Source organism: Pantoea sp. B550 (genome assembly GCF_024158165.1).
In the GTDB taxonomy this organism is placed as follows: Bacteria; Pseudomonadota; Gammaproteobacteria; order Enterobacterales; family Enterobacteriaceae; genus Pantoea; species Pantoea alfalfae.
Genome location: NZ_JAMYXI010000003.1, coordinates 2,179,253 through 2,198,441 on the forward strand (window position 1 = coordinate 2,179,253; position 19,189 = coordinate 2,198,441).

The window sequence follows — 19,189 nt, forward strand, 5'->3', positions numbered from 1 at the left end:
GTTAATTAATTGCAAACGGCTCTTTGCTTATTTGCTAACAAGATCACAGCAGTGCTGACATCGGCATCTGCGCAAGGGGTATGCTAAACTTGCGGCCATTTCGCGACACTGGAGAGACGTCAATGGATTCACTGAAGACCTTGTATCACGCGCATATCGCCACGTTGCAACAACGGGCGCAGCAGGTGCTGGCACGCAACAAACTGGATGCGATGCTGATCCATTCCGGTGAGTTATTGACGGTGTTTCTGGATGATCACACCTATCCGTTCAAGGTGAATCCACAGTTCAAGGCCTGGGTGCCGGTGACGCAGGTGCCTAACTGCTGGCTGTGGATTGACGGGGTGAACAAACCGAAACTGTGGTTCTACTCTCCGGTGGATTACTGGCATAACGTCGAACCGCTGCCGGATAGTTTCTGGACCGCGGATGTTGAGGTCATTGGCCTGAAAAATGCTGATGAGATTGCGCAACTGCTGCCCGCACAGCGCGATAACGTCGCTTATATCGGCCCGGTCAACGCGCGCGCGGCTCAGCTCGGTATCGCCTCTGGCAATATCAATCCCAAAGCGGTGATCGACTTTCTGCATTTCCATCGCAGCATCAAAACCGATTATGAACTCGCCTGTCTGCGTCAGGCACAGAAGCTGGCAGTGGCTGGCCATCGCGCAGCGAAAGAGGCGTTCGCAGCGGGCTTAAGCGAGTTCGATATCAATCAGGCGTATCTGACCGCAACCGGTCATCGCGACACCGATGTGCCTTACGGCAATATCATCGCGCTGAATGAACACGCTGCCGTGTTGCACTATACCCGGCTGGATCATCAGCCACCGGCGAAACGCCACAGCTTTTTGATTGATGCCGGTGCTGAGTATCTTGGCTATGCCGCCGATTTGACCCGCAGCTATGCGGCGCAGAGTGGTTCGCTCTATGCCAGAATGATTGAGGCAATGAACGCGGAAGAGCTGGCGCTGATCGCTACGCTGAAAGCGGGCGTGCGCTACACCGATTATCATCTTCAGATGCACCAGCGTATTGCGAAGATGTTGCTGAAGTTTGAGCTGGTGCAGGGGATCAGCGAAGAAGCGCTGGTGGCTGAAGATCTGACCGGTCCGTTTATGCCTCATGGCCTGGGGCATCCGCTGGGTCTGCAGGTGCATGACGTGGCTGGCTTTATGCAGGATGATCAGGGCACGCATCTGGCCGCGCCTGCGCAATATCCTTATCTTCGCTGCACCCGCGTGCTGCAACCGGGCATGGTCTTAACCATCGAGCCGGGCTTCTATATTATTGACTCATTACTGGCGCCGCTGCGTGCAGGCCGTTTTAGTCAGTACTTTAACTGGCAGGCCATTGATGCGCTTCGGCCTTATGGCGGGATTCGTATCGAAGACAACGTGGTGATCCATGCGCATCGCGTTGAGAACATGACCCGCGATCTGCATCTGGCCTGATGGAGGCCTTTGATATTCCCGCTGTGCCCCTGAGCAGCAGTGAGGAGACGATCAAAAAGAGCCGCTTCATTACACTACTGGCGCACACCGAGGGTGCAGAAGCGGCGCGCGCGTTTGTCCAGCAGGTTAAAAGCGAGCATCCCACTGCCCGGCATCACTGCTGGGCGTGGGTCGCGGGTGCGCCGAATGATTCTCAGCAGCTTGGCTTCTCTGATGATGGTGAACCTTCGGGCACGGCCGGCAAACCGATGCTGGCGCAGCTGATGGGCGCAGATATTGGCGAGATTACCGCCGTGGTGGTGCGTTATTATGGCGGCATCATGCTGGGAACCGGCGGCTTAGTGAAAGCCTATGGCGGTGGGGTCCAGCAGGGGCTTAAGCTGCTGCCACGGCAGCGCAAAGTGCCGATGAAGCTGTTCACACTGCAGTGTGACTATTCACAGCTCAGCGACATAGAACGGCTGGTTCAGCGTTTCGACGGTAAGGTGACCGACAGTCAGTTTCAGGATCGCATTGCATTGACGCTGGCTGTCCCTTACGGACAGATCGACGGATTTAAACAAAATCTGTCAGACTTTAGTCGGGGCGCGTTATCGCTGATCCCGCTCACACCCTGATATTCATCTCTATTATTTAAAGGAACGGCTGAATGCACTTTCGCGCCATTACCCGCATAGTCGGTCTGCTGGTGATCCTCTTTTCAGTGACGATGATTTTGCCCGGCCTGGTCGCATTGATTTATCGCGATGGCGCGGGGCGGGCATTTAGCCAGACCTTTATGATGGCGCTGGTGATCGGCTCGCTGCTGTGGTGGCCGAATCGCAAAAAGAAAACCGAACTCAAACCGCGGGAAGGGTTTCTGATTGTCGTCCTGTTCTGGACGGTGCTGGGCAGCGTAGGGGCGATGCCCTTTATCTTTGCCGAGCAGCCGCATCTTTCGGTAACGGATGCGTTTTTTGAATCTTTCTCTGGCCTGACAACGACCGGTGCCACCACACTAGTGGGACTGGACTCGCTGCCCAAGGCGATCCTCTTCTATCGGCAGATGCTGCAGTGGCTGGGCGGTATGGGGATCATCGTGTTAGCGGTGGCGATACTGCCGATTCTCGGCGTCGGGGGTATGCAGCTCTATCGCGCTGAGATGCCGGGTCCGCTAAAAGATAACAAGATGCGGCCACGTATCGCCGAGACGGCCAAAACACTCTGGCTGATCTACGTCCTGCTGACGGTGGCCTGTGCACTGGCGCTGTGGCTGGCGGGCATGCCCGCGTTTGATGCTATCGGTCACAGCTTCTCAACCATCGCCATTGGCGGCTTCTCTACCCATGACGCCAGCATCGGCTATTTCCATAGTGGCACTATCAATACCATCGTGGCAGTGTTTCTGCTGATCTCAGGCTGTAACTATGGCCTGCACTTTGCCATGTTAAGCGGACGTAATTTACGCGTGTACTGGCGCGACCCGGAATTCCGCATGTTTATTGGCGTTCAGCTGACGCTGGTATTGATCTGCACACTGGTTCTCTGGTTCCACAATGTCTATGAAAGTGGCTGGCAGACGCTGAATCAGGCCTTCTTCCAGGTCGTTTCCATGGCGACAACGGCGGGATTCACGACCGACAGCATCGCACGCTGGCCATTGTTCCTGCCGGTACTGCTGTTGTGCTCCGCCTTTATTGGCGGCTGTGCCGGTTCAACCGGCGGTGGCCTGAAGGTGATTCGCATCCTGCTGTTGTGCAAGCAGGGTAACCGTGAGCTTAAACGTCTGGTTCATCCCAATGCGGTCTATACCATCAAGCTGGGCAATCGGGCGCTACCGGAACGTATCCTTGAAGCCGTCTGGGGATTCTTCTCGGCTTATGCACTGGTGTTCCTGGTCAGCATGCTGGCGATCATCGCCACCGGCGTCGATGACTTCTCGGCTTTTGCTGCCGTTGCCGCGACGCTCAACAACCTCGGGCCGGGCCTGGGGGTAGTGGCTGATAACTTCACTTCAATGAATGACGTGGCAAAATGGATTCTTATTTCTACCATGTTGTTCGGGCGTCTCGAGGTATTTACCTTGCTGGTGCTGTTCACGCCTACTTTCTGGCGTGAATAATTAATAAGGATGCTGACATGAAAGCGCTGATTCTCTATTCCACTCGCGACGGACAAACAAAGAAGATTGCCTCTTCTATTGCTGAGGTGATCCGTCAGCAGCAGCCATGTGATGTACTGGACATCCAGGATGCCACTCTGCCTGACTGGGCACAGTATGATCGCGTGCTGATTGGTGCCTCGATCCGCTACGGCCATTTCCAGCCAGTCGTCGATAAGTTCGTAAAGCTTCACCTTCAGGCGTTGCAGCAGCGTACCAGCGGTTTCTTTTCGGTGAACCTGACGGCGCGTAAACCTGAAAAGCGTTTGCCTGAAACCAACGCCTATACGCAGAAGTTCCTGGCTAACTCTCCGTGGCAGCCCGATTGCTGTGCCGTGTTCGCAGGCGCACTTTATTATCCCCGCTATCGCTGGTTCGATCGCGTCATGATTCAGCTGATTATGCGTATGACCGGTGGTGAGACAGATTCAACGAAAGAAGTGGAATACACGGACTGGCAGCAGGTACGCACTTTTGCCAATGATTTTGCACAGTTACCAGGCAAATCGTAGCGAAATAGCGCGATTTGATGAAAATTACTGCGAACGATAATCTTTTCGCAATAAACACTTGTCAGCCCGCGCGAACTCCCTATAATGCGCCTCCATCGACACGGCACACCGGCAACGGGAAACGGGTTGAAGGCACAGGAGACTGCGCCGCAGGAGAAAAACTTCTGAGAAAGAGGTTGACTCTGCAGGAGGAAAGCGTAATATACGCCACCTCGCGACAGGACGCTAACGCACTGTTCGCACTGCTCTTTAACAATTTATCAGACAATCTGTGTGGGCACTCGCAGGATTGATATCAGCGTCTTTGGACGCACAAAAATATCAAAGCCTCACGAGTGAACACATAATGAAATTCATTATGACGTTTTACAGATGAGCACCGCTTAACTTGTTTAAGCAAATCAAACTTAAATTGAAGAGTTTGATCATGGCTCAGATTGAACGCTGGCGGCAGGCCTAACACATGCAAGTCGGACGGTAGCACAGAGAGCTTGCTCTCGGGTGACGAGTGGCGGACGGGTGAGTAATGTCTGGGGATCTGCCCGATAGAGGGGGATAACCACTGGAAACGGTGGCTAATACCGCATAACGTCGCAAGACCAAAGAGGGGGACCTTCGGGCCTCTCACTATCGGATGAACCCAGATGGGATTAGCTAGTAGGCGGGGTAATGGCCCACCTAGGCGACGATCCCTAGCTGGTCTGAGAGGATGACCAGCCACACTGGAACTGAGACACGGTCCAGACTCCTACGGGAGGCAGCAGTGGGGAATATTGCACAATGGGCGCAAGCCTGATGCAGCCATGCCGCGTGTATGAAGAAGGCCTTCGGGTTGTAAAGTACTTTCAGCGGGGAGGAAGGCGGTGCGGTTAATAACCGCGCCGATTGACGTTACCCGCAGAAGAAGCACCGGCTAACTCCGTGCCAGCAGCCGCGGTAATACGGAGGGTGCAAGCGTTAATCGGAATTACTGGGCGTAAAGCGCACGCAGGCGGTCTGTTAAGTCAGATGTGAAATCCCCGGGCTTAACCTGGGAACTGCATTTGAAACTGGCAGGCTTGAGTCTTGTAGAGGGGGGTAGAATTCCAGGTGTAGCGGTGAAATGCGTAGAGATCTGGAGGAATACCGGTGGCGAAGGCGGCCCCCTGGACAAAGACTGACGCTCAGGTGCGAAAGCGTGGGGAGCAAACAGGATTAGATACCCTGGTAGTCCACGCCGTAAACGATGTCGACTTGGAGGTTGTTCCCTTGAGGAGTGGCTTCCGGAGCTAACGCGTTAAGTCGACCGCCTGGGGAGTACGGCCGCAAGGTTAAAACTCAAATGAATTGACGGGGGCCCGCACAAGCGGTGGAGCATGTGGTTTAATTCGATGCAACGCGAAGAACCTTACCTACTCTTGACATCCACGGAATTCGGCAGAGATGCCTTAGTGCCTTCGGGAACCGTGAGACAGGTGCTGCATGGCTGTCGTCAGCTCGTGTTGTGAAATGTTGGGTTAAGTCCCGCAACGAGCGCAACCCTTATCCTTTGTTGCCAGCGATTCGGTCGGGAACTCAAAGGAGACTGCCGGTGATAAACCGGAGGAAGGTGGGGATGACGTCAAGTCATCATGGCCCTTACGAGTAGGGCTACACACGTGCTACAATGGCGCATACAAAGAGAAGCGACCTCGCGAGAGCAAGCGGACCTCACAAAGTGCGTCGTAGTCCGGATCGGAGTCTGCAACTCGACTCCGTGAAGTCGGAATCGCTAGTAATCGTGGATCAGAATGCCACGGTGAATACGTTCCCGGGCCTTGTACACACCGCCCGTCACACCATGGGAGTGGGTTGCAAAAGAAGTAGGTAGCTTAACCTTCGGGAGGGCGCTTACCACTTTGTGATTCATGACTGGGGTGAAGTCGTAACAAGGTAACCGTAGGGGAACCTGCGGTTGGATCACCTCCTTACCTGAAGATACCTTCCCGCGCAGTGTCCACACAGATTGTCTGATAAAAAGTAATGAGCAGGACGGCTGCGAAGTCGTGACACTATCGTGTCCCCTTCGTCTAGCGGTTAGGACTCCGCCCTTTCACGGCGGCAACAGGGGTTCGAATCCCCTAGGGGACGCCACCTGCTTGGTGACAGGTGAAAGATGTCTCCATACAGTATCTCAAAGCCGTTCTGGCTGCGTAAGCAGCCGGGTCGCGTTTGAGATATTTGCTCTTTAACAATCCGGAACAAGCTGAAAATTGAAACGACGTGTCGCTTTCATTCTCCGTAACAAGAATGAAAAACGCGGCACGTTCGAGTCTCTCAAATGCTTGCAGTCTGCAGCGTTGCAAAACGCCTGTGGGTTGTGAGGTTAAGCGACTAAGCGTACACGGTGGATGCCCAGGCAGTCAGAGGCGATGAAGGACGTGCTAATCTGCGTAAAGCGACGGTAAGGTGATATGAACCGCTACAGCCGTCGATGTCCGAATGGGGAAACCCGGTGCACTCTGTGCATCATTGCAGCATGAATACATAGTGCTGCAAGGCGAACCGGGGGAACTGAAACATCTAAGTACCCCGAGGAAAAGAAATCAACCGAGATTCCCCCAGTAGCGGCGAGCGAACGGGGAGCAGCCCAGAGCCTGAATCAGCATGTGTGTTAGTGGAAGCGTCTGGAAAGTCGCAGGGTACAGGGTGATACTCCCGTACACAAAAGCACACGCGCTGTGAGCTCGATGAGTAAGGCGGGACACGTGGTATCCTGTCTGAATATGGGGGGACCATCCTCCAAGGCTAAATACTCCTGACTGACCGATAGTGAACCAGTACCGTGAGGGAAAGGCGAAAAGAACCCCGGCGAGGGGAGTGAAACAGAACCTGAAACCGTGTACGTACAAGCAGTGGGAGCCCTCTTTACGGGGGTGACTGCGTACCTTTTGTATAATGGGTCAGCGACTTATATTCTGTAGCAAGGTTAACCGTATAGGGGAGCCGCAGGGAAACCGAGTCTTAACTGGGCGTTAAGTTGCAGGGTATAGACCCGAAACCCGGTGATCTAGCCATGGGCAGGTTGAAGGTTGGGTAACACTAACTGGAGGACCGAACCGACTAATGTTGAAAAATTAGCGGATGACCTGTGGCTGGGGGTGAAAGGCCAATCAAACCGGGAGATAGCTGGTTCTCCCCGAAAGCTATTTAGGTAGCGCCTCGTGAACTCATCTCCGGGGGTAGAGCACTGTTTCGGCTAGGGGGCCATCCCGGCTTACCAACCCGATGCAAACTGCGAATACCGGAGAATGTTATCACGGGAGACACACGGCGGGTGCTAACGTCCGTCGTGAAGAGGGAAACAACCCAGACCGCCAGCTAAGGTCCCAAAGTCATGGTTAAGTGGGAAACGATGTGGGAAGGCACAGACAGCCAGGATGTTGGCTTAGAAGCAGCCATCATTTAAAGAAAGCGTAATAGCTCACTGGTCGAGTCGGCCTGCGCGGAAGATGTAACGGGGCTAAACCATGCACCGAAGCTGCGGCAGCGACACTATGTGTTGTTGGGTAGGGGAGCGTTCTGTAAGCCGTCGAAGGTGTGCTGTGAGGCATGCTGGAGGTATCAGAAGTGCGAATGCTGACATAAGTAACGATAAAGCGGGTGAAAAGCCCGCTCGCCGGAAGACCAAGGGTTCCTGTTCAACGTTAATCGGAGCAGGGTGAGTCGACCCCTAAGGCGAGGCCGAAAGGCGTAGTCGATGGGAAACAGGTTAATATTCCTGTACTCGGTGTTACTGCGAAGGGGGGACGGAGAAGGCTATATCAGCCGGGCGACGGTTGTCCCGGTTTAAGCGTGTAGGCGGAGGGTCCAGGTAAATCCGGTCCCTTATTAACGCTGAGGCGTGACGACGAGGCACTACGGTGCTGAAGTGATAAATGCCCAGCTTCCAGGAAAAGCCTCTAAGCATCAGGTAACACAGAATCGTACCCCAAACCGACACAGGTGGTCAGGTAGAGAATACCAAGGCGCTTGAGAGAACTCGGGTGAAGGAACTAGGCAAAATGGTGCCGTAACTTCGGGAGAAGGCACGCTGGCGCGTAGGTGGAGGGATTTACTCCCCGAGCCGAAGCCAGTCGAAGATACCAGCTGGCTGCAACTGTTTATTAAAAACACAGCACTGTGCAAACACGAAAGTGGACGTATACGGTGTGACGCCTGCCCGGTGCCGGAAGGTTAATTGATGGGGTTATCCGCAAGGAGAAGCTCTTGATCGAAGCCCCGGTAAACGGCGGCCGTAACTATAACGGTCCTAAGGTAGCGAAATTCCTTGTCGGGTAAGTTCCGACCTGCACGAATGGCGTAATGATGGCCAGGCTGTCTCCACCCGAGACTCAGTGAAATTGAACTCGCTGTGAAGATGCAGTGTACCCGCGGCAAGACGGAAAGACCCCGTGAACCTTTACTACAGCTTGACACTGAACATTGAGCCTTGATGTGTAGGATAGGTGGGAGGCTTTGAAGCGCGGACGCCAGTCTGCGTGGAGCCAACCTTGAAATACCACCCTTTAATGTTTGATGTTCTAACGTAGGCCCGTTATCCGGGCTGCGGACAGTGTCTGGTGGGTAGTTTGACTGGGGCGGTCTCCTCCTAAAGAGTAACGGAGGAGCACGAAGGTCAGCTAATCACGGTCGGACATCGTGAGGTTAGTGCAATGGCATAAGCTGGCTTGACTGCGAGAGTGACGGCTCGAGCAGGTGCGAAAGCAGGTCATAGTGATCCGGTGGTTCTGAATGGAAGGGCCATCGCTCAACGGATAAAAGGTACTCCGGGGATAACAGGCTGATACCGCCCAAGAGTTCATATCGACGGCGGTGTTTGGCACCTCGATGTCGGCTCATCACATCCTGGGGCTGAAGTAGGTCCCAAGGGTACGGCTGTTCGCCGTTTAAAGTGGTACGCGAGCTGGGTTTAGAACGTCGTGAGACAGTTCGGTCCCTATCTGCCGTGGGCGCTGGAGAATTGAGGGGGGTTGCTCCTAGTACGAGAGGACCGGAGTGAACGCACCACTGGTGTTCGGGTTGTCATGCCAATGGCACTGCCCGGTAGCTAAGTGCGGAAAAGATAAGTGCTGAAAGCATCTAAGCACGAAACTTGCCCCGAGATGAGTTCTCCCTGACTCCTTGAGGGTCCTGAAGGGACGTTGAAGACTACGACGTTGATAGGCCGGGTGTGTAAGCGCAGCGATGCGTTGAGCTAACCGGTACTAATGACCCGTGAGGCTTAACCTTACAACGCCAGAGGCGTTTTTGAGAGACAGATTTTCAGCTTGTTAACCGGATACAGTTGTGTCCTGCGGGCTGAAGTCCGAAGGATTTTGCGCTGAGGCAAGGCGGCAACCGACCGATACGAAGGAGCATACTGAAGTATGTGACGGAGTAGCGCGAGGGCGGCCAACGCAGCATCAGCACAAAAGACACAGGACAGAGCACAAAGAATTTGCCTGGCGGCTTTAGCGCGGTGGTCCCACCTGACCCCATGCCGAACTCAGAAGTGAAACGCCGTAGCGCCGATGGTAGTGTGGGGCCTCCCCATGCGAGAGTAGGGAACTGCCAGGCATTATATAAGTGAAGAAGCCCCGCACGCAGTGCGGGGCTTTTTTACGTCTGCAGATCGTGAAAAACCGCACCATAATCTCCGAAAACAGCCTGAGAACCCCTCTCTGATACGGTAAACTACGGCCAGATAACTCAGTAAAGGCCGTCAAATGTCCAGCCAGCATCCTTCCTTAAAAGCCGACAATACGCTTGGGCTTGAAGTACACACACAAAAACGCATCGTCGCAGAGACGCCAGCCGCCATTCTGGCCGCATGGCAGGATAGCCAGCGTAATCAAACACCTTTCCTTGTGCTCGGTGAAGGCAGTAATGTCCTCTTCCTGGAGGATTTTGCCGGTACCGTAGTGCTGAATCGCATCAAAGGCATCAAAATTCAGGATGAATTTGAGTGCTGGAAGTTGCATGTCGGGGCAGGTGAGAACTGGCATCAGCTGGTTAAGAGTACGCTGGAAAAAGGGATTACCGGCCTGGAAAACCTGGCGTTGATCCCTGGGATGACCGGCTCGGCACCGATTCAGAACATTGGCGCCTATGGTGTGGAATTAAAAGATGTCTGCGAATATGTGGATGTACTTAACCTGCACAGTGGTGAGACAGAACGTCTCAATCGTGAAGCCTGTGAATTTGGCTATCGTGACAGCATTTTTAAACATCGCTACCAGTCAGGCTATGTCATCGTCGCGGTCGGGATAATATTGCCTAAGCAATGGCAGCCCGTATTAACCTATGGCGACCTGAAAACGCTTAACCCGGTGACAGCCAATGCCTGGGATGTCTATCACGCGGTATGCCAGATGCGGCAGAGCAAATTACCGGATCCGAAAGTCACCGGTAATGTCGGCAGCTTCTTTAAAAACCCGGTCGTCACCGAGGCGCAGCGTAGCTCTCTGCTGACCCATTTCCCTGCGATGCCACACTATCTGATGCCAGATGGTGAAACCAAGCTGGCCGCAGGGTGGCTTATCGATCAGTGTCAGCTGAAGGGGTATCGCATCGGCGGTGCCGCCGTTCACCAGCAACAGGCTCTGGTACTGATTAACGCTGACCATGCCACACCTGAGGATATCGTTGCGCTGGCAAAAACTGTGCGCGCCCGGGTAGGTGAAAAATTTGATGTCTGGCTTGAGCCCGAAGTCCGCTTTATTCAGGCGCAAGGTGAATGCAATGCTGTCGGGGTGATCGTATGAAAGACCACAGTGTCCCGCTCAAACTGGTCGATATTTTATCTGATGGTGAGTTTCATTCTGGCGAGCAGCTGGGCGACACACTGGGCATGAGTCGTGCCGCCATCAATAAGCACATCCAGACACTAAAAAGCTGGGGTCTTGACGTCTATACCGTGACAGGGAAAGGCTATAGCCTCTCTGCCCCAATACAGCTGCTGGATGAGCAGGCAATTCTGTCACAGGTGAAGCAGGGTCATGTCTCGGTTATACCGGTGATTGATTCCACAAATCAGTATCTGCTGGAACGCATGCATGACATGCCGTCTGGCACCGCCTGCATAGCAGAATACCAGCAGGCAGGTCGTGGCCGTCGTGGTCGTCAATGGTTCTCTCCTTTTGGTGCCAACCTCTACATGTCCATGTACTGGCGTCTTGAGCAGGGTCCGGCTGCGGCGATGGGTCTTAGTCTGGTCATCGGTATTGTTATGGCTGAAACATTACGTTCACTCGGTGCCGATGATGTCCGGGTAAAGTGGCCCAATGACATTTACCTCAACGATCGGAAACTGGCAGGTATTCTGGTCGAACTGACCGGCAAAACCGGTGATGCTGCGCAGATCGTTATGGGGGCGGGCATCAACCTGGCGATGCGGACAGCGGATGCTTCACAGATTAATCAGGGCTGGATTAATCTGCAGGAGGCCGGAGTAAGCGTGAACCGCAATGAGCTGGCAGCCCGTCTGATCAACAGCCTGCGCGAGGCCCTGCCGCTGTTTGAGCAGGAGGGATTAACTGCCTTTATCTCGCGCTGGGCGGCACTGGACAATTTTATTAACCGGCACGTTAAGCTGCTCATCGGCGAACGTGAAGTGCATGGTATTGCACGGGGCGTCGACAGCCAGGGTGGTTTATTACTGGAGCAGGATGGCGAAATAAAAGCCTGGGTGGGTGGGGAAATATCACTGCGTCCTGTCTGATTAAAAAAGCCTGCACTGATGCAGGCTTTTTTATGACCGCGGTTATTTACGCAGGCGAACCTTGTCGACCGCATGATCGCCACTTTTGGTCATGATCAGGCTGGCCCTTTCACGCGTCGGCAGGATATTTTCCTGCAGATTGAGCCAGTTAATCTCTTTCCATAGATTACCCGCTATCTCAACCGCTTCTGCCTCTGAGAGCTGGGCGTAATGGTGGAAGTAGGAGTCTGGATCGGTAAAGGCACCCTGACGGAATTTCAGGAATCGATTGATATACCAGCTTTGCAGAAGGTCTTCCTCTGCATCTACATAGATAGAGAAGTCAACGAAGTCCGAAACAAAGACGTGATGGGGGTCATGGGGATAGTCCATGCCGCTCTGTAATACGTTCAGACCTTCCAGAATAAGAATATCTGGCTGCTGTATCACTTTATCGCCGTCAGGGATGACATCATAAATCAGGTGCGAATAGACCGGGGCGGTCACCTGACTGGCTCCGGATTTTAAGTCGGAAACGAAATTGACCAGCCGGTGCATATCATAAGATTGCGGGAAGCCTTTTTTCTTCATTAAGCCACGCTCTTTCAGCACGGCATTAGGGTGAAGGAAGCCATCCGTCGTGATCAATTCCACTTTACGATGTTCAGGCCAGCGGCTGAGCAACGCCTGCAGTACACGCGCAGTCGTACTCTTACCGACCGCGACGCTCCCCGCAATACTAATGATATAGGGGATTTTCTGGCTATTTGTGCCCAGAAATTGCTCCAGTACCGCCTGCCGACGAACGTTAGAGCTGATATAGAAATTAAGCAGACGCGAAAGGGGCAGATAAATTTCTGCGACTTCCTCCAGCGAAAGATCTTCGTTGATGCCCTTGAGCTGCGCGATCTCTTCCTCTGACAGCGTCATCGGCACAGAATCACGTAATGCAGCCCACTGCTCACGAGTGAACTCCAGATAAGGCGTTGTCAGGGGGGGTGTTTTATTCATAAGCATGCATCTGACCGCAAATTCATTACTATCAACCGCGTGTTAGCCGATAAGCAGGACAGTACGGGTGAAGTGAGTCACGAATCGCTGGTTTATCAGTGAGAACAATGGGCTGGAGGGTATCACCAGTATGGCTTTCAACAGAAGTAAAAAGATAGAGGCGATCTCGCTTTCGTCGGCATACCCACAAAATGTTACGATAGTCGCTGTTTTCACCGATCCGGGGTTGTTTATTATCTTACCGCGCCTCACAGCCACTGGGTGGCGTTAATCCCCTTATCCGACTACAGGCCTGGCTTGAGGGCGTAAACGCGGGAGAGGAGGACACAGAAGGGCGGGGAAAGACAAAACCCGATGCCGGACGACATCCCCGGCAAAACCGTCTGCCCTTCTGAGACCGTTCGTAACGGTGGTGCCAAAAAAGCGGTTTATTTGGTCGCAAAGCGGCTCCATTTTCTGCTGAAGCGCGACAGTGAACAAAAAAATGATGCAGAGTGGTTCAAAAAAGCATCACTCAGTGCGTAAAGGCAAAATAAAGGCGTGGGCCGTGGATCATTTATCTGCCCGAAAGAGCGCTTTCGCACGGAGTGAAGCGTCGGTCAGAACCGGCTGAGCCGGTAAAAACAGGGCCGGATTGCACAAATATTCTGCAAAAAATCGCGAAAATGCGACGATTTGCACAAATAGTAAGCGATAGAAAAAAATATGCGATTTTTTAGTTGCATCCGACGCCCGACCTTCCTAGAATGCGCACCACTTGATGCCGGCTTAGCTCAGTTGGTAGAGCAACTGACTTGTAATCAGTAGGTCACCAGTTCGATTCCGGTAGCCGGCACCAATCAAGTAGGTGGGATTCCCGAGCGGCCAAAGGGAGCAGACTGTAAATCTGCCGTCACAGACTTCGAAGGTTCGAATCCTTCTCCCACCACCATCTCAGCCTCACGGTTGAGTACAGATAGACAACCTGTTTATCTGTCAGGTGAGTCATTTATCACCCTGAATTCAGACTGAGCGTTAGCGAAGTCAAAGCCGGTCAGCTTCGCTGGCAGGCAGTAGATAACAGAGAGTCATTCTCTGTTTTCTGCAAGCTACAGAAAGAACAGGTAGCCGAGTTCCAGGATGCGGGCATCGTATAATGGCTATTACCTCAGCCTTCCAAGCTGATGATGCGGGTTCGATTCCCGCTGCCCGCTCCAGATGTGCTGATATGGCTCAGTTGGTAGAGCGCACCCTTGGTAAGGGTGAGGTCCCCAGTTCGACTCTGGGTATCAGCACCACTTCCTTTAATCTCCCTCCTGATTTTCTCTGTAACTTCCTTGCAGTCAGGCATTGCCTGGTTAATGTGATGATATCATTGATATATCCGTGTCTTAGAGGGACTAGCGATGGCTAAAGAGCAATTTCAACGTAACAAACTGCACGTAAACGTGGGCACCATCGGTCACGTTGACCACGGTAAAACCACCCTGACTGCAGCTATCACTACCGTACTGGCTAAAACCAACGGCGGCCAGGCGCGTGCATTCGACCAGATCGACAGCACCCCTGAAGAAAAAGCCCGCGGTATTACCATCAACACCGCACACGTTGAGTATGAGACTGCTTCACGTCACTACGCTCACGTTGACTGCCCAGGTCACGCCGACTATGTGAAAAACATGATCACCGGTGCTGCGCAGATGGACGGCGCGATCCTGGTTGTTGCTGCGACTGATGGCCCGATGCCACAGACCCGTGAGCACATCCTGCTGGGTCGTCAGGTTGGCGTTCCTTACATCATCGTGTTCCTGAACAAGTGTGACATGGTTGATGATGAAGAGCTGCTGGAACTGGTAGAGATGGAAGTCCGTGACCTGCTGTCACAGTACGACTTCCCAGGCGATGACACCCCAATCGTTCGTGGTTCTGCGCTGAAAGCGCTGGAAGGCGTTCCTGAGTGGGAAGCAAAAATCGTTGAGCTGGCTGAACACCTGGACAACTACATCCCGGATCCAGTCCGTGCGATCGACATGCCGTTCCTGCTGCCAATCGAAGACGTCTTCTCAATCTCTGGCCGTGGTACTGTTGTTACCGGTCGTGTTGAGCGCGGCATCGTTAAAGTCGGCGACGAAGTTGAAATCGTAGGTATCAAAGATACTGCGAAATCAACCTGTACCGGTGTTGAGATGTTCCGTAAGCTGCTGGACCAGGGTCAGGCAGGCGAAAACTGTGGTGTTCTGCTGCGCGGTATCAAGCGTGAAGACATCCAGCGTGGTCAGGTTCTGGCTAAGCCAGGCTCAATCAAGCCACACACCCAGTTCGAGTCAGAAGTTTACGTTCTGTCTAAAGACGAAGGTGGTCGCCATACTCCGTTCTTCAAAGGCTATCGTCCACAGTTCTACTTCCGTACAACTGACGTAACCGGCTCAGTAGAGCTGCCAGAAGGCGTTGAAATGGTCATGCCAGGCGACAACATCAAAATGGTTGTTACCCTGATCCACCCAATCGCAATGGACGAAGGTCTGCGCTTCGCAATCCGCGAAGGTGGCCGTACCGTTGGCGCGGGTGTTGTTGCTAAAGTTATCGCATAATTACCGATAACGTTTGACGCAATGCACACGGAAAGGGCATCATTTGATGCCCTTTTTGCACGCTGTTTCATAGAACCTGGCTCATCAGTGATTTTTTCGATCATAATCATTGCTGAGACAGGCTCTGTTATGCGGCGTTGGATACCGAGTTACGCCTCAAAAGCTCATTCGGTTTGGACGCCTCGCACTGCGGGGCAGAATAGTTTCTGAATTATTGTGGCAGGTTGGTTTATGAGTGCGAATACCGAAGCTCAAGGGAGCGGGCGTGGCCTGGAAGCGGTAAAGTGGGTAGGTGTTGTATTACTGCTGCTTGCAGCGATTGTAGGTAACTACCTCTATCGTGATGTGTCACTGCCACTGCGCGCGTTAGCCGTAGTTGTACTGATTGCAGCGGCTGGCGGCATTGCGCTTTTAACGACCAAAGGCAAAGCGACCGTGGCTTTTGCTCGTGAAGCAAGAACAGAAATGCGTAAGGTTATCTGGCCAACCCGCCAGGAAACGCTGCACACCACGTTAATCGTTGCCGCGGTTACTGCCGTGATGTCACTGATTTTGTGGGGGCTGGATGGTATTCTGGTCCGTCTGGTATCGTTTATCACTGGCCTGAGGTTCTGAGATGTCTGAAGCTCCAAAGAAACGCTGGTACGTCGTACAGGCGTTTTCCGGTTTTGAAGGCCGCGTAGCCCAATCGCTGCGCGAGCATATCAAATTGCACAACATGGAAGAGCTGTTTGGTGAAGTCATGGTCCCGACTGAAGAAGTCGTTGAAATCCGTGGTGGCCAGCGTCGTAAGAGTGAGCGCAAGTTTTTCCCGGGATACGTACTGGTTCAGATGGTGATGAATGACGCCAGCTGGCATTTAGTACGCAGCGTCCCGCGCGTGATGGGTTTCATCGGCGGTACCTCTGACCGTCCTGCACCTATCAGCGATAAAGAAGTTGATGCGATCATGAATCGTCTGCAGCAGGTCGGCGACAAGCCTCGTCCTAAAACGCTGTTTGAACCGGGTGAAATGGTTCGTGTTAATGACGGTCCGTTCGCTGACTTTAACGGTGTGGTTGAAGATGTGGATTACGAAAAGAGCCGCCTGACGGTATCCGTATCCATCTTTGGTCGTGCAACACCAGTTGAGCTCGACTTCGGTCAGGTGGAGAAAGGTTAACCTCTTTCCGCTCACAAATTAGCTGTTGCAGCAGGCGCGAAATTTAACTACAATTTCGCGCCTTTTGTTTTTATGCGCTGGCAACAGCGTATAAATCGTTATCACGGGGAGCCTTTACAGGCGCTATAACCCAATTGAGGAAATATCATGGCTAAGAAAGTCCAAGCCTACGTCAAGCTGCAGGTTGCAGCTGGTATGGCGAACCCAAGTCCACCGGTTGGTCCAGCTCTGGGTCAGCAGGGTGTTAACATCATGGAATTCTGTAAAGCGTTCAACGCTAAGACCGAATCTCTGGAAAAAGGTCTGCCGACTCCTGTTGTTATCACCGTATACAGCGACCGTTCTTTCACCTTCATTACCAAAACGCCTCCGGCTGCCGTACTGCTGAAAAAAGCAGCGGGCATCAAGTCAGGTTCTGGTAAGCCGAACAAAGATAAAGTCGGTAAAGTGACTCGTGCTCAGGTACGTGAAATCGCAGAAACCAAAGCTGCGGACATGACTGGTTCTGACGTTGAAGCGATGACTCGCTCAATCGAAGGTACTGCTCGTTCCATGGGCCTGGTAGTAGAGGACTAAGAAATGGCTAAGCTGACCAAGCGCATGACCGTAATTCGCGACAAAGTTGACGCGACCAAGCAGTATGACATTGCTGAAGCTGTTGCTCTGCTGAAAGAACTGGCAACTGCCAAGTTCGTTGAAAGCGTTGACGTTGCTGTCAACCTCGGCATCGATGCACGTAAATCTGATCAGAACGTTCGCGGCGCGACCGTTCTGCCACACGGTACTGGTCGTTCAGTACGTGTTGCTGTCTTCGCCCAGGGCGCTAACGCTGAAGCTGCTAAAGCAGCTGGCGCAGAGCTGGTAGGCATGGAAGACCTGGCTGATCAGATCAAGAAAGGCGAAATGAATTTTGACGTTGTTATTGCTTCTCCGGATGCAATGCGCGTTGTTGGCCAGCTGGGCCAGATTCTGGGTCCACGTGGCCTGATGCCAAACCCGAAAGTGGGTACTGTAACGCCTAACGTTGCTGAAGCGGTTAAGAACGCTAAAGCAGGTCAGGTTCGTTATCGTAACGACAAAAACGGCATCATCCACACTACCATCGGTAAAGTGGACTTTGACGCTGACAAACTGAAAGAAAACCTGGAATCTCTGCTGGTTGCGCTGAAAAAAGCTAAACCATCACAGGCTAAAGGCGTGTATATCAAGAAAGTCAGCCTTTCAACCACCATGGGCGCCGGCGTTGCCGTTGACCAGGCTGGTTTGAACGCAACAGCAAACTAATTGCTGCTTGAAACGGGCGAAAAATTCACCTAGAATCTTACGCCCGTTGTTCTGTTATTAGCAGAACAGGACACCAGAGAGCCAGAACCGACTGTTGCGTTTATCGCCATTCCCTCTGACTCTGCTGCGTCGCACAGAATTTAGGTTGGAGCCAGGCCTTATCCTGGCCTCCGTCCAAGACCGCAGGCGCTGTTTATCTCCGGGTATTCCGCTTAATCCCCTGCGTAGACGGTGACAGAACCAAAAGAATTTTTTCTTAGCTGGATTCTGCTCACCGTGTTCGAGCGCTTATTACCCCTCGGGGTGAGTAAGTGAAGTGAGTTCCGGGGAAATCCTTTCCCGGTCAAATCCAGGAGCAAAAGCTAATGGCATTAAATCTTCAAGACAAACAAGCGATTGTTGCTGAAGTCAGCGAAGTAGCCAAAGGTGCGCTTTCAGCGGTTGTTGCGGATTCCCGTGGCGTTACCGTTGATAAAATGACCGAACTGCGTAAAGCAGGCCGTGAAGCTGGCGTTTACATGCGTGTTGTTCGTAACACCCTGCTGCGCCGCGTCGTTGAAGGTACTCAGTTTGAGTGCCTGAAAGACACGTTTGTTGGTCCGACCCTGATTGCATATTCTATGGAACACCCGGGCGCTGCTGCTCGTCTGTTCAAAGATTTCGCGAAAGCGAATGCAAAATTTGAGGTCAAAGCTGCAGCCTTTGAAGGTGAGCTGATCACGGCGGCCAATATTGACCGTCTGGCAACGCTGCCGACCTACGAAGAAGCACTGGCACGTCTGATGTCGACCATGAAAGAAGCCGCTGCTGGCAAACTGGTCCGCACTCTGGCTGCTGTACGCGATGCAAAAGAAGCGGCTTAAGGCCTTATTCTTTTCTTCGTAACTGCTTACGTATAAACTTTTTCTGATTCTTAGGAACAATTGTCATGTCTATCACTAAAGACCAAATTCTGGAAGCTGTTGCAGCGATGTCCGTAATGGAAGTTGTTGAGCTGGTTTCTGCTATGGAAGAAAAATTCGGCGTTTCTGCTGCTGCTGCTGTAGCTGTTGCTGCGGGCCCGGCTGAAGCTGTTGAAGAAAAAACTGAATTCGACGTCGTACTGAAAGCTGTTGGCGCGAACAAAGTAGCAGTCATCAAAGCTGTACGTACTGCAACTGGTCTGGGCCTGAAAGAAGCCAAAGACCTGGTTGAAGCAACTGGCGTAATCAAAGAAGGCATCAGCAAAGATGACGCAGCTGCACTTGAAGCTGCTCTGAAAGAAGCTGGCGCTGAAGTTGAAGTTAAGTAAGACAGCCTTCGGGTTGCAGTCTGAGTAGTTTCAGGCTGATGGCTGGTGACTTTTTGGTCACCAGCC

The 19,189-nt window shown here is 52.8% G+C and carries 15 protein-coding genes, 5 tRNA genes and 3 rRNA genes; 22 read left to right on the plus strand and 1 reads right to left on the minus strand.

The genetic code is table 11. The features are described 5' to 3' along the window. Nucleotides 1–122 precede the first annotated feature (122 nt). The 10 genes from pepQ (at nt 123) to birA (ending at nt 11,826) form a co-directional block, all read left to right on the plus strand. Complete coding sequence (gene pepQ, locus NIM72_RS13175) at nt 123–1,454, plus strand: Xaa-Pro dipeptidase (RefSeq protein ID WP_161733949.1); 1,332 nt, start codon at nt 123–125, stop codon at nt 1,452–1,454. Beyond that, nucleotides 1,454–2,071: an IMPACT family protein gene (locus NIM72_RS13180; protein WP_161733951.1), complete on the plus strand. Its 618-nt coding sequence runs from the start codon at nt 1,454–1,456 to the stop codon at nt 2,069–2,071. Before pepQ ends, NIM72_RS13180 begins: the two co-directional genes overlap by 1 nt. 32 nt (nt 2,072–2,103) lie before the next feature. Then, complete coding sequence (gene trkH, locus NIM72_RS13185) at nt 2,104–3,555, plus strand: Trk system potassium transporter TrkH (protein WP_161733953.1); 1,452 nt, start codon at nt 2,104–2,106, stop codon at nt 3,553–3,555. 17 nt (nt 3,556–3,572) lie between these two features. After that, nucleotides 3,573–4,106, plus strand: a complete 534-nt coding sequence (gene hemG / locus NIM72_RS13190) for a menaquinone-dependent protoporphyrinogen IX dehydrogenase (RefSeq protein ID WP_253420707.1) — start codon at nt 3,573–3,575, stop codon at nt 4,104–4,106. Nucleotides 4,107–4,515: 409 nt separating this feature from the next. Next, nucleotides 4,516–6,055, plus strand: a 16S ribosomal RNA gene (locus tag NIM72_RS13195). An 88-nt stretch (nt 6,056–6,143) separates the two neighbouring features. Beyond that, nucleotides 6,144–6,218 (plus strand) — tRNA-Glu (locus NIM72_RS13200). A gap of 230 nt (nt 6,219–6,448) precedes the next feature. Beyond that, nucleotides 6,449–9,356, plus strand: a 23S ribosomal RNA gene (locus NIM72_RS13205). A 211-nt stretch (nt 9,357–9,567) separates the two neighbouring features. Next, nucleotides 9,568–9,683: ribosomal RNA gene (gene rrf, locus NIM72_RS13210) — 5S ribosomal RNA — on the plus strand. The 16S, 23S and 5S rRNA genes sit together here with 1 tRNA gene alongside, the layout of an rRNA operon. A gap of 149 nt (nt 9,684–9,832) precedes the next feature. Then, nucleotides 9,833–10,870 carry a UDP-N-acetylmuramate dehydrogenase gene (murB, locus tag NIM72_RS13215; RefSeq protein ID WP_161736984.1) on the plus strand — a complete coding sequence of 346 codons (1,038 nt, stop codon included), beginning with the start codon at nt 9,833–9,835 and terminating at the stop codon, nt 10,868–10,870. Further along, on the plus strand, nt 10,867–11,826 hold the full coding sequence (gene birA / locus NIM72_RS13220; protein WP_161736985.1) for a bifunctional biotin--[acetyl-CoA-carboxylase] ligase/biotin operon repressor BirA: 960 nt from the start codon (nt 10,867–10,869) through the stop codon (nt 11,824–11,826). The genes murB and birA overlap by 4 nt, the downstream gene beginning before the upstream one ends. A 42-nt stretch (nt 11,827–11,868) precedes the next feature. Here birA and coaA read toward each other — a convergent pair whose 3' ends face one another. Beyond that, nucleotides 11,869–12,816 carry a type I pantothenate kinase gene (gene coaA, locus NIM72_RS13225; RefSeq protein ID WP_161736986.1) on the minus strand — a complete coding sequence of 316 codons (948 nt, stop codon included), beginning with the start codon at nt 12,814–12,816 and terminating at the stop codon, nt 11,869–11,871. Nucleotides 12,817–13,170: 354 nt separating this feature from the next. Here coaA and NIM72_RS13230 point away from each other — a divergent pair, with 354 nt between their 5' ends. The 12 genes from NIM72_RS13230 to rplL all read left to right on the plus strand — a co-directional run bounded on the left by NIM72_RS13230 (nt 13,171) and on the right by rplL (nt 19,123). Continuing rightward, complete coding sequence (locus NIM72_RS13230; protein WP_161736987.1) at nt 13,171–13,341, plus strand: hypothetical protein; 171 nt, start codon at nt 13,171–13,173, stop codon at nt 13,339–13,341. Between the two features lie 237 nt (nt 13,342–13,578). Continuing rightward, nucleotides 13,579–13,654 (plus strand) — tRNA-Thr (locus tag NIM72_RS13235). An 8-nt stretch (nt 13,655–13,662) separates the two neighbouring features. After that, nucleotides 13,663–13,747: transfer RNA gene (locus tag NIM72_RS13240), tRNA-Tyr, on the plus strand. 190 nt (nt 13,748–13,937) lie between these two features. After that, nucleotides 13,938–14,012, plus strand: a tRNA-Gly gene (locus NIM72_RS13245). A 5-nt stretch (nt 14,013–14,017) separates the two neighbouring features. Beyond that, nucleotides 14,018–14,093, plus strand: a tRNA-Thr gene (locus NIM72_RS13250). A gap of 108 nt (nt 14,094–14,201) precedes the next feature. After that, nucleotides 14,202–15,386 carry an elongation factor Tu gene (tuf, locus tag NIM72_RS13255; RefSeq protein WP_222924737.1) on the plus strand — a complete coding sequence of 395 codons (1,185 nt, stop codon included), beginning with the start codon at nt 14,202–14,204 and terminating at the stop codon, nt 15,384–15,386. Between the two features lie 231 nt (nt 15,387–15,617). Further along, the gene (gene secE / locus NIM72_RS13260) at nt 15,618–16,001 is read left to right on the plus strand and encodes a preprotein translocase subunit SecE (protein ID WP_013359731.1); all 384 of its coding nucleotides are present in this window, start codon (nt 15,618–15,620) and stop codon (nt 15,999–16,001) included. 1 nt (nt 16,002) lies between these two features. Then, nucleotides 16,003–16,548, plus strand: a complete 546-nt coding sequence (gene nusG / locus NIM72_RS13265; protein ID WP_013359732.1) for a transcription termination/antitermination protein NusG — start codon at nt 16,003–16,005, stop codon at nt 16,546–16,548. Nucleotides 16,549–16,695: 147 nt separating this feature from the next. Further along, nucleotides 16,696–17,124: a 50S ribosomal protein L11 gene (gene rplK, locus NIM72_RS13270; protein WP_006121495.1), complete on the plus strand. Its 429-nt coding sequence runs from the start codon at nt 16,696–16,698 to the stop codon at nt 17,122–17,124. A 3-nt stretch (nt 17,125–17,127) separates the two neighbouring features. Beyond that, nucleotides 17,128–17,832, plus strand: a complete 705-nt coding sequence (rplA, locus tag NIM72_RS13275) for a 50S ribosomal protein L1 (protein ID WP_010261038.1) — start codon at nt 17,128–17,130, stop codon at nt 17,830–17,832. Nucleotides 17,833–18,197: 365 nt separating this feature from the next. After that, a complete protein-coding gene (rplJ, locus tag NIM72_RS13280; protein ID WP_003848098.1) occupies nt 18,198–18,695 on the plus strand; it encodes a 50S ribosomal protein L10 in 498 nt (165 codons plus the stop codon). Between the two features lie 65 nt (nt 18,696–18,760). Further along, nucleotides 18,761–19,123: a 50S ribosomal protein L7/L12 gene (gene rplL / locus NIM72_RS13285; RefSeq protein WP_009092660.1), complete on the plus strand. Its 363-nt coding sequence runs from the start codon at nt 18,761–18,763 to the stop codon at nt 19,121–19,123. Nucleotides 19,124–19,189 lie beyond the last annotated feature (66 nt).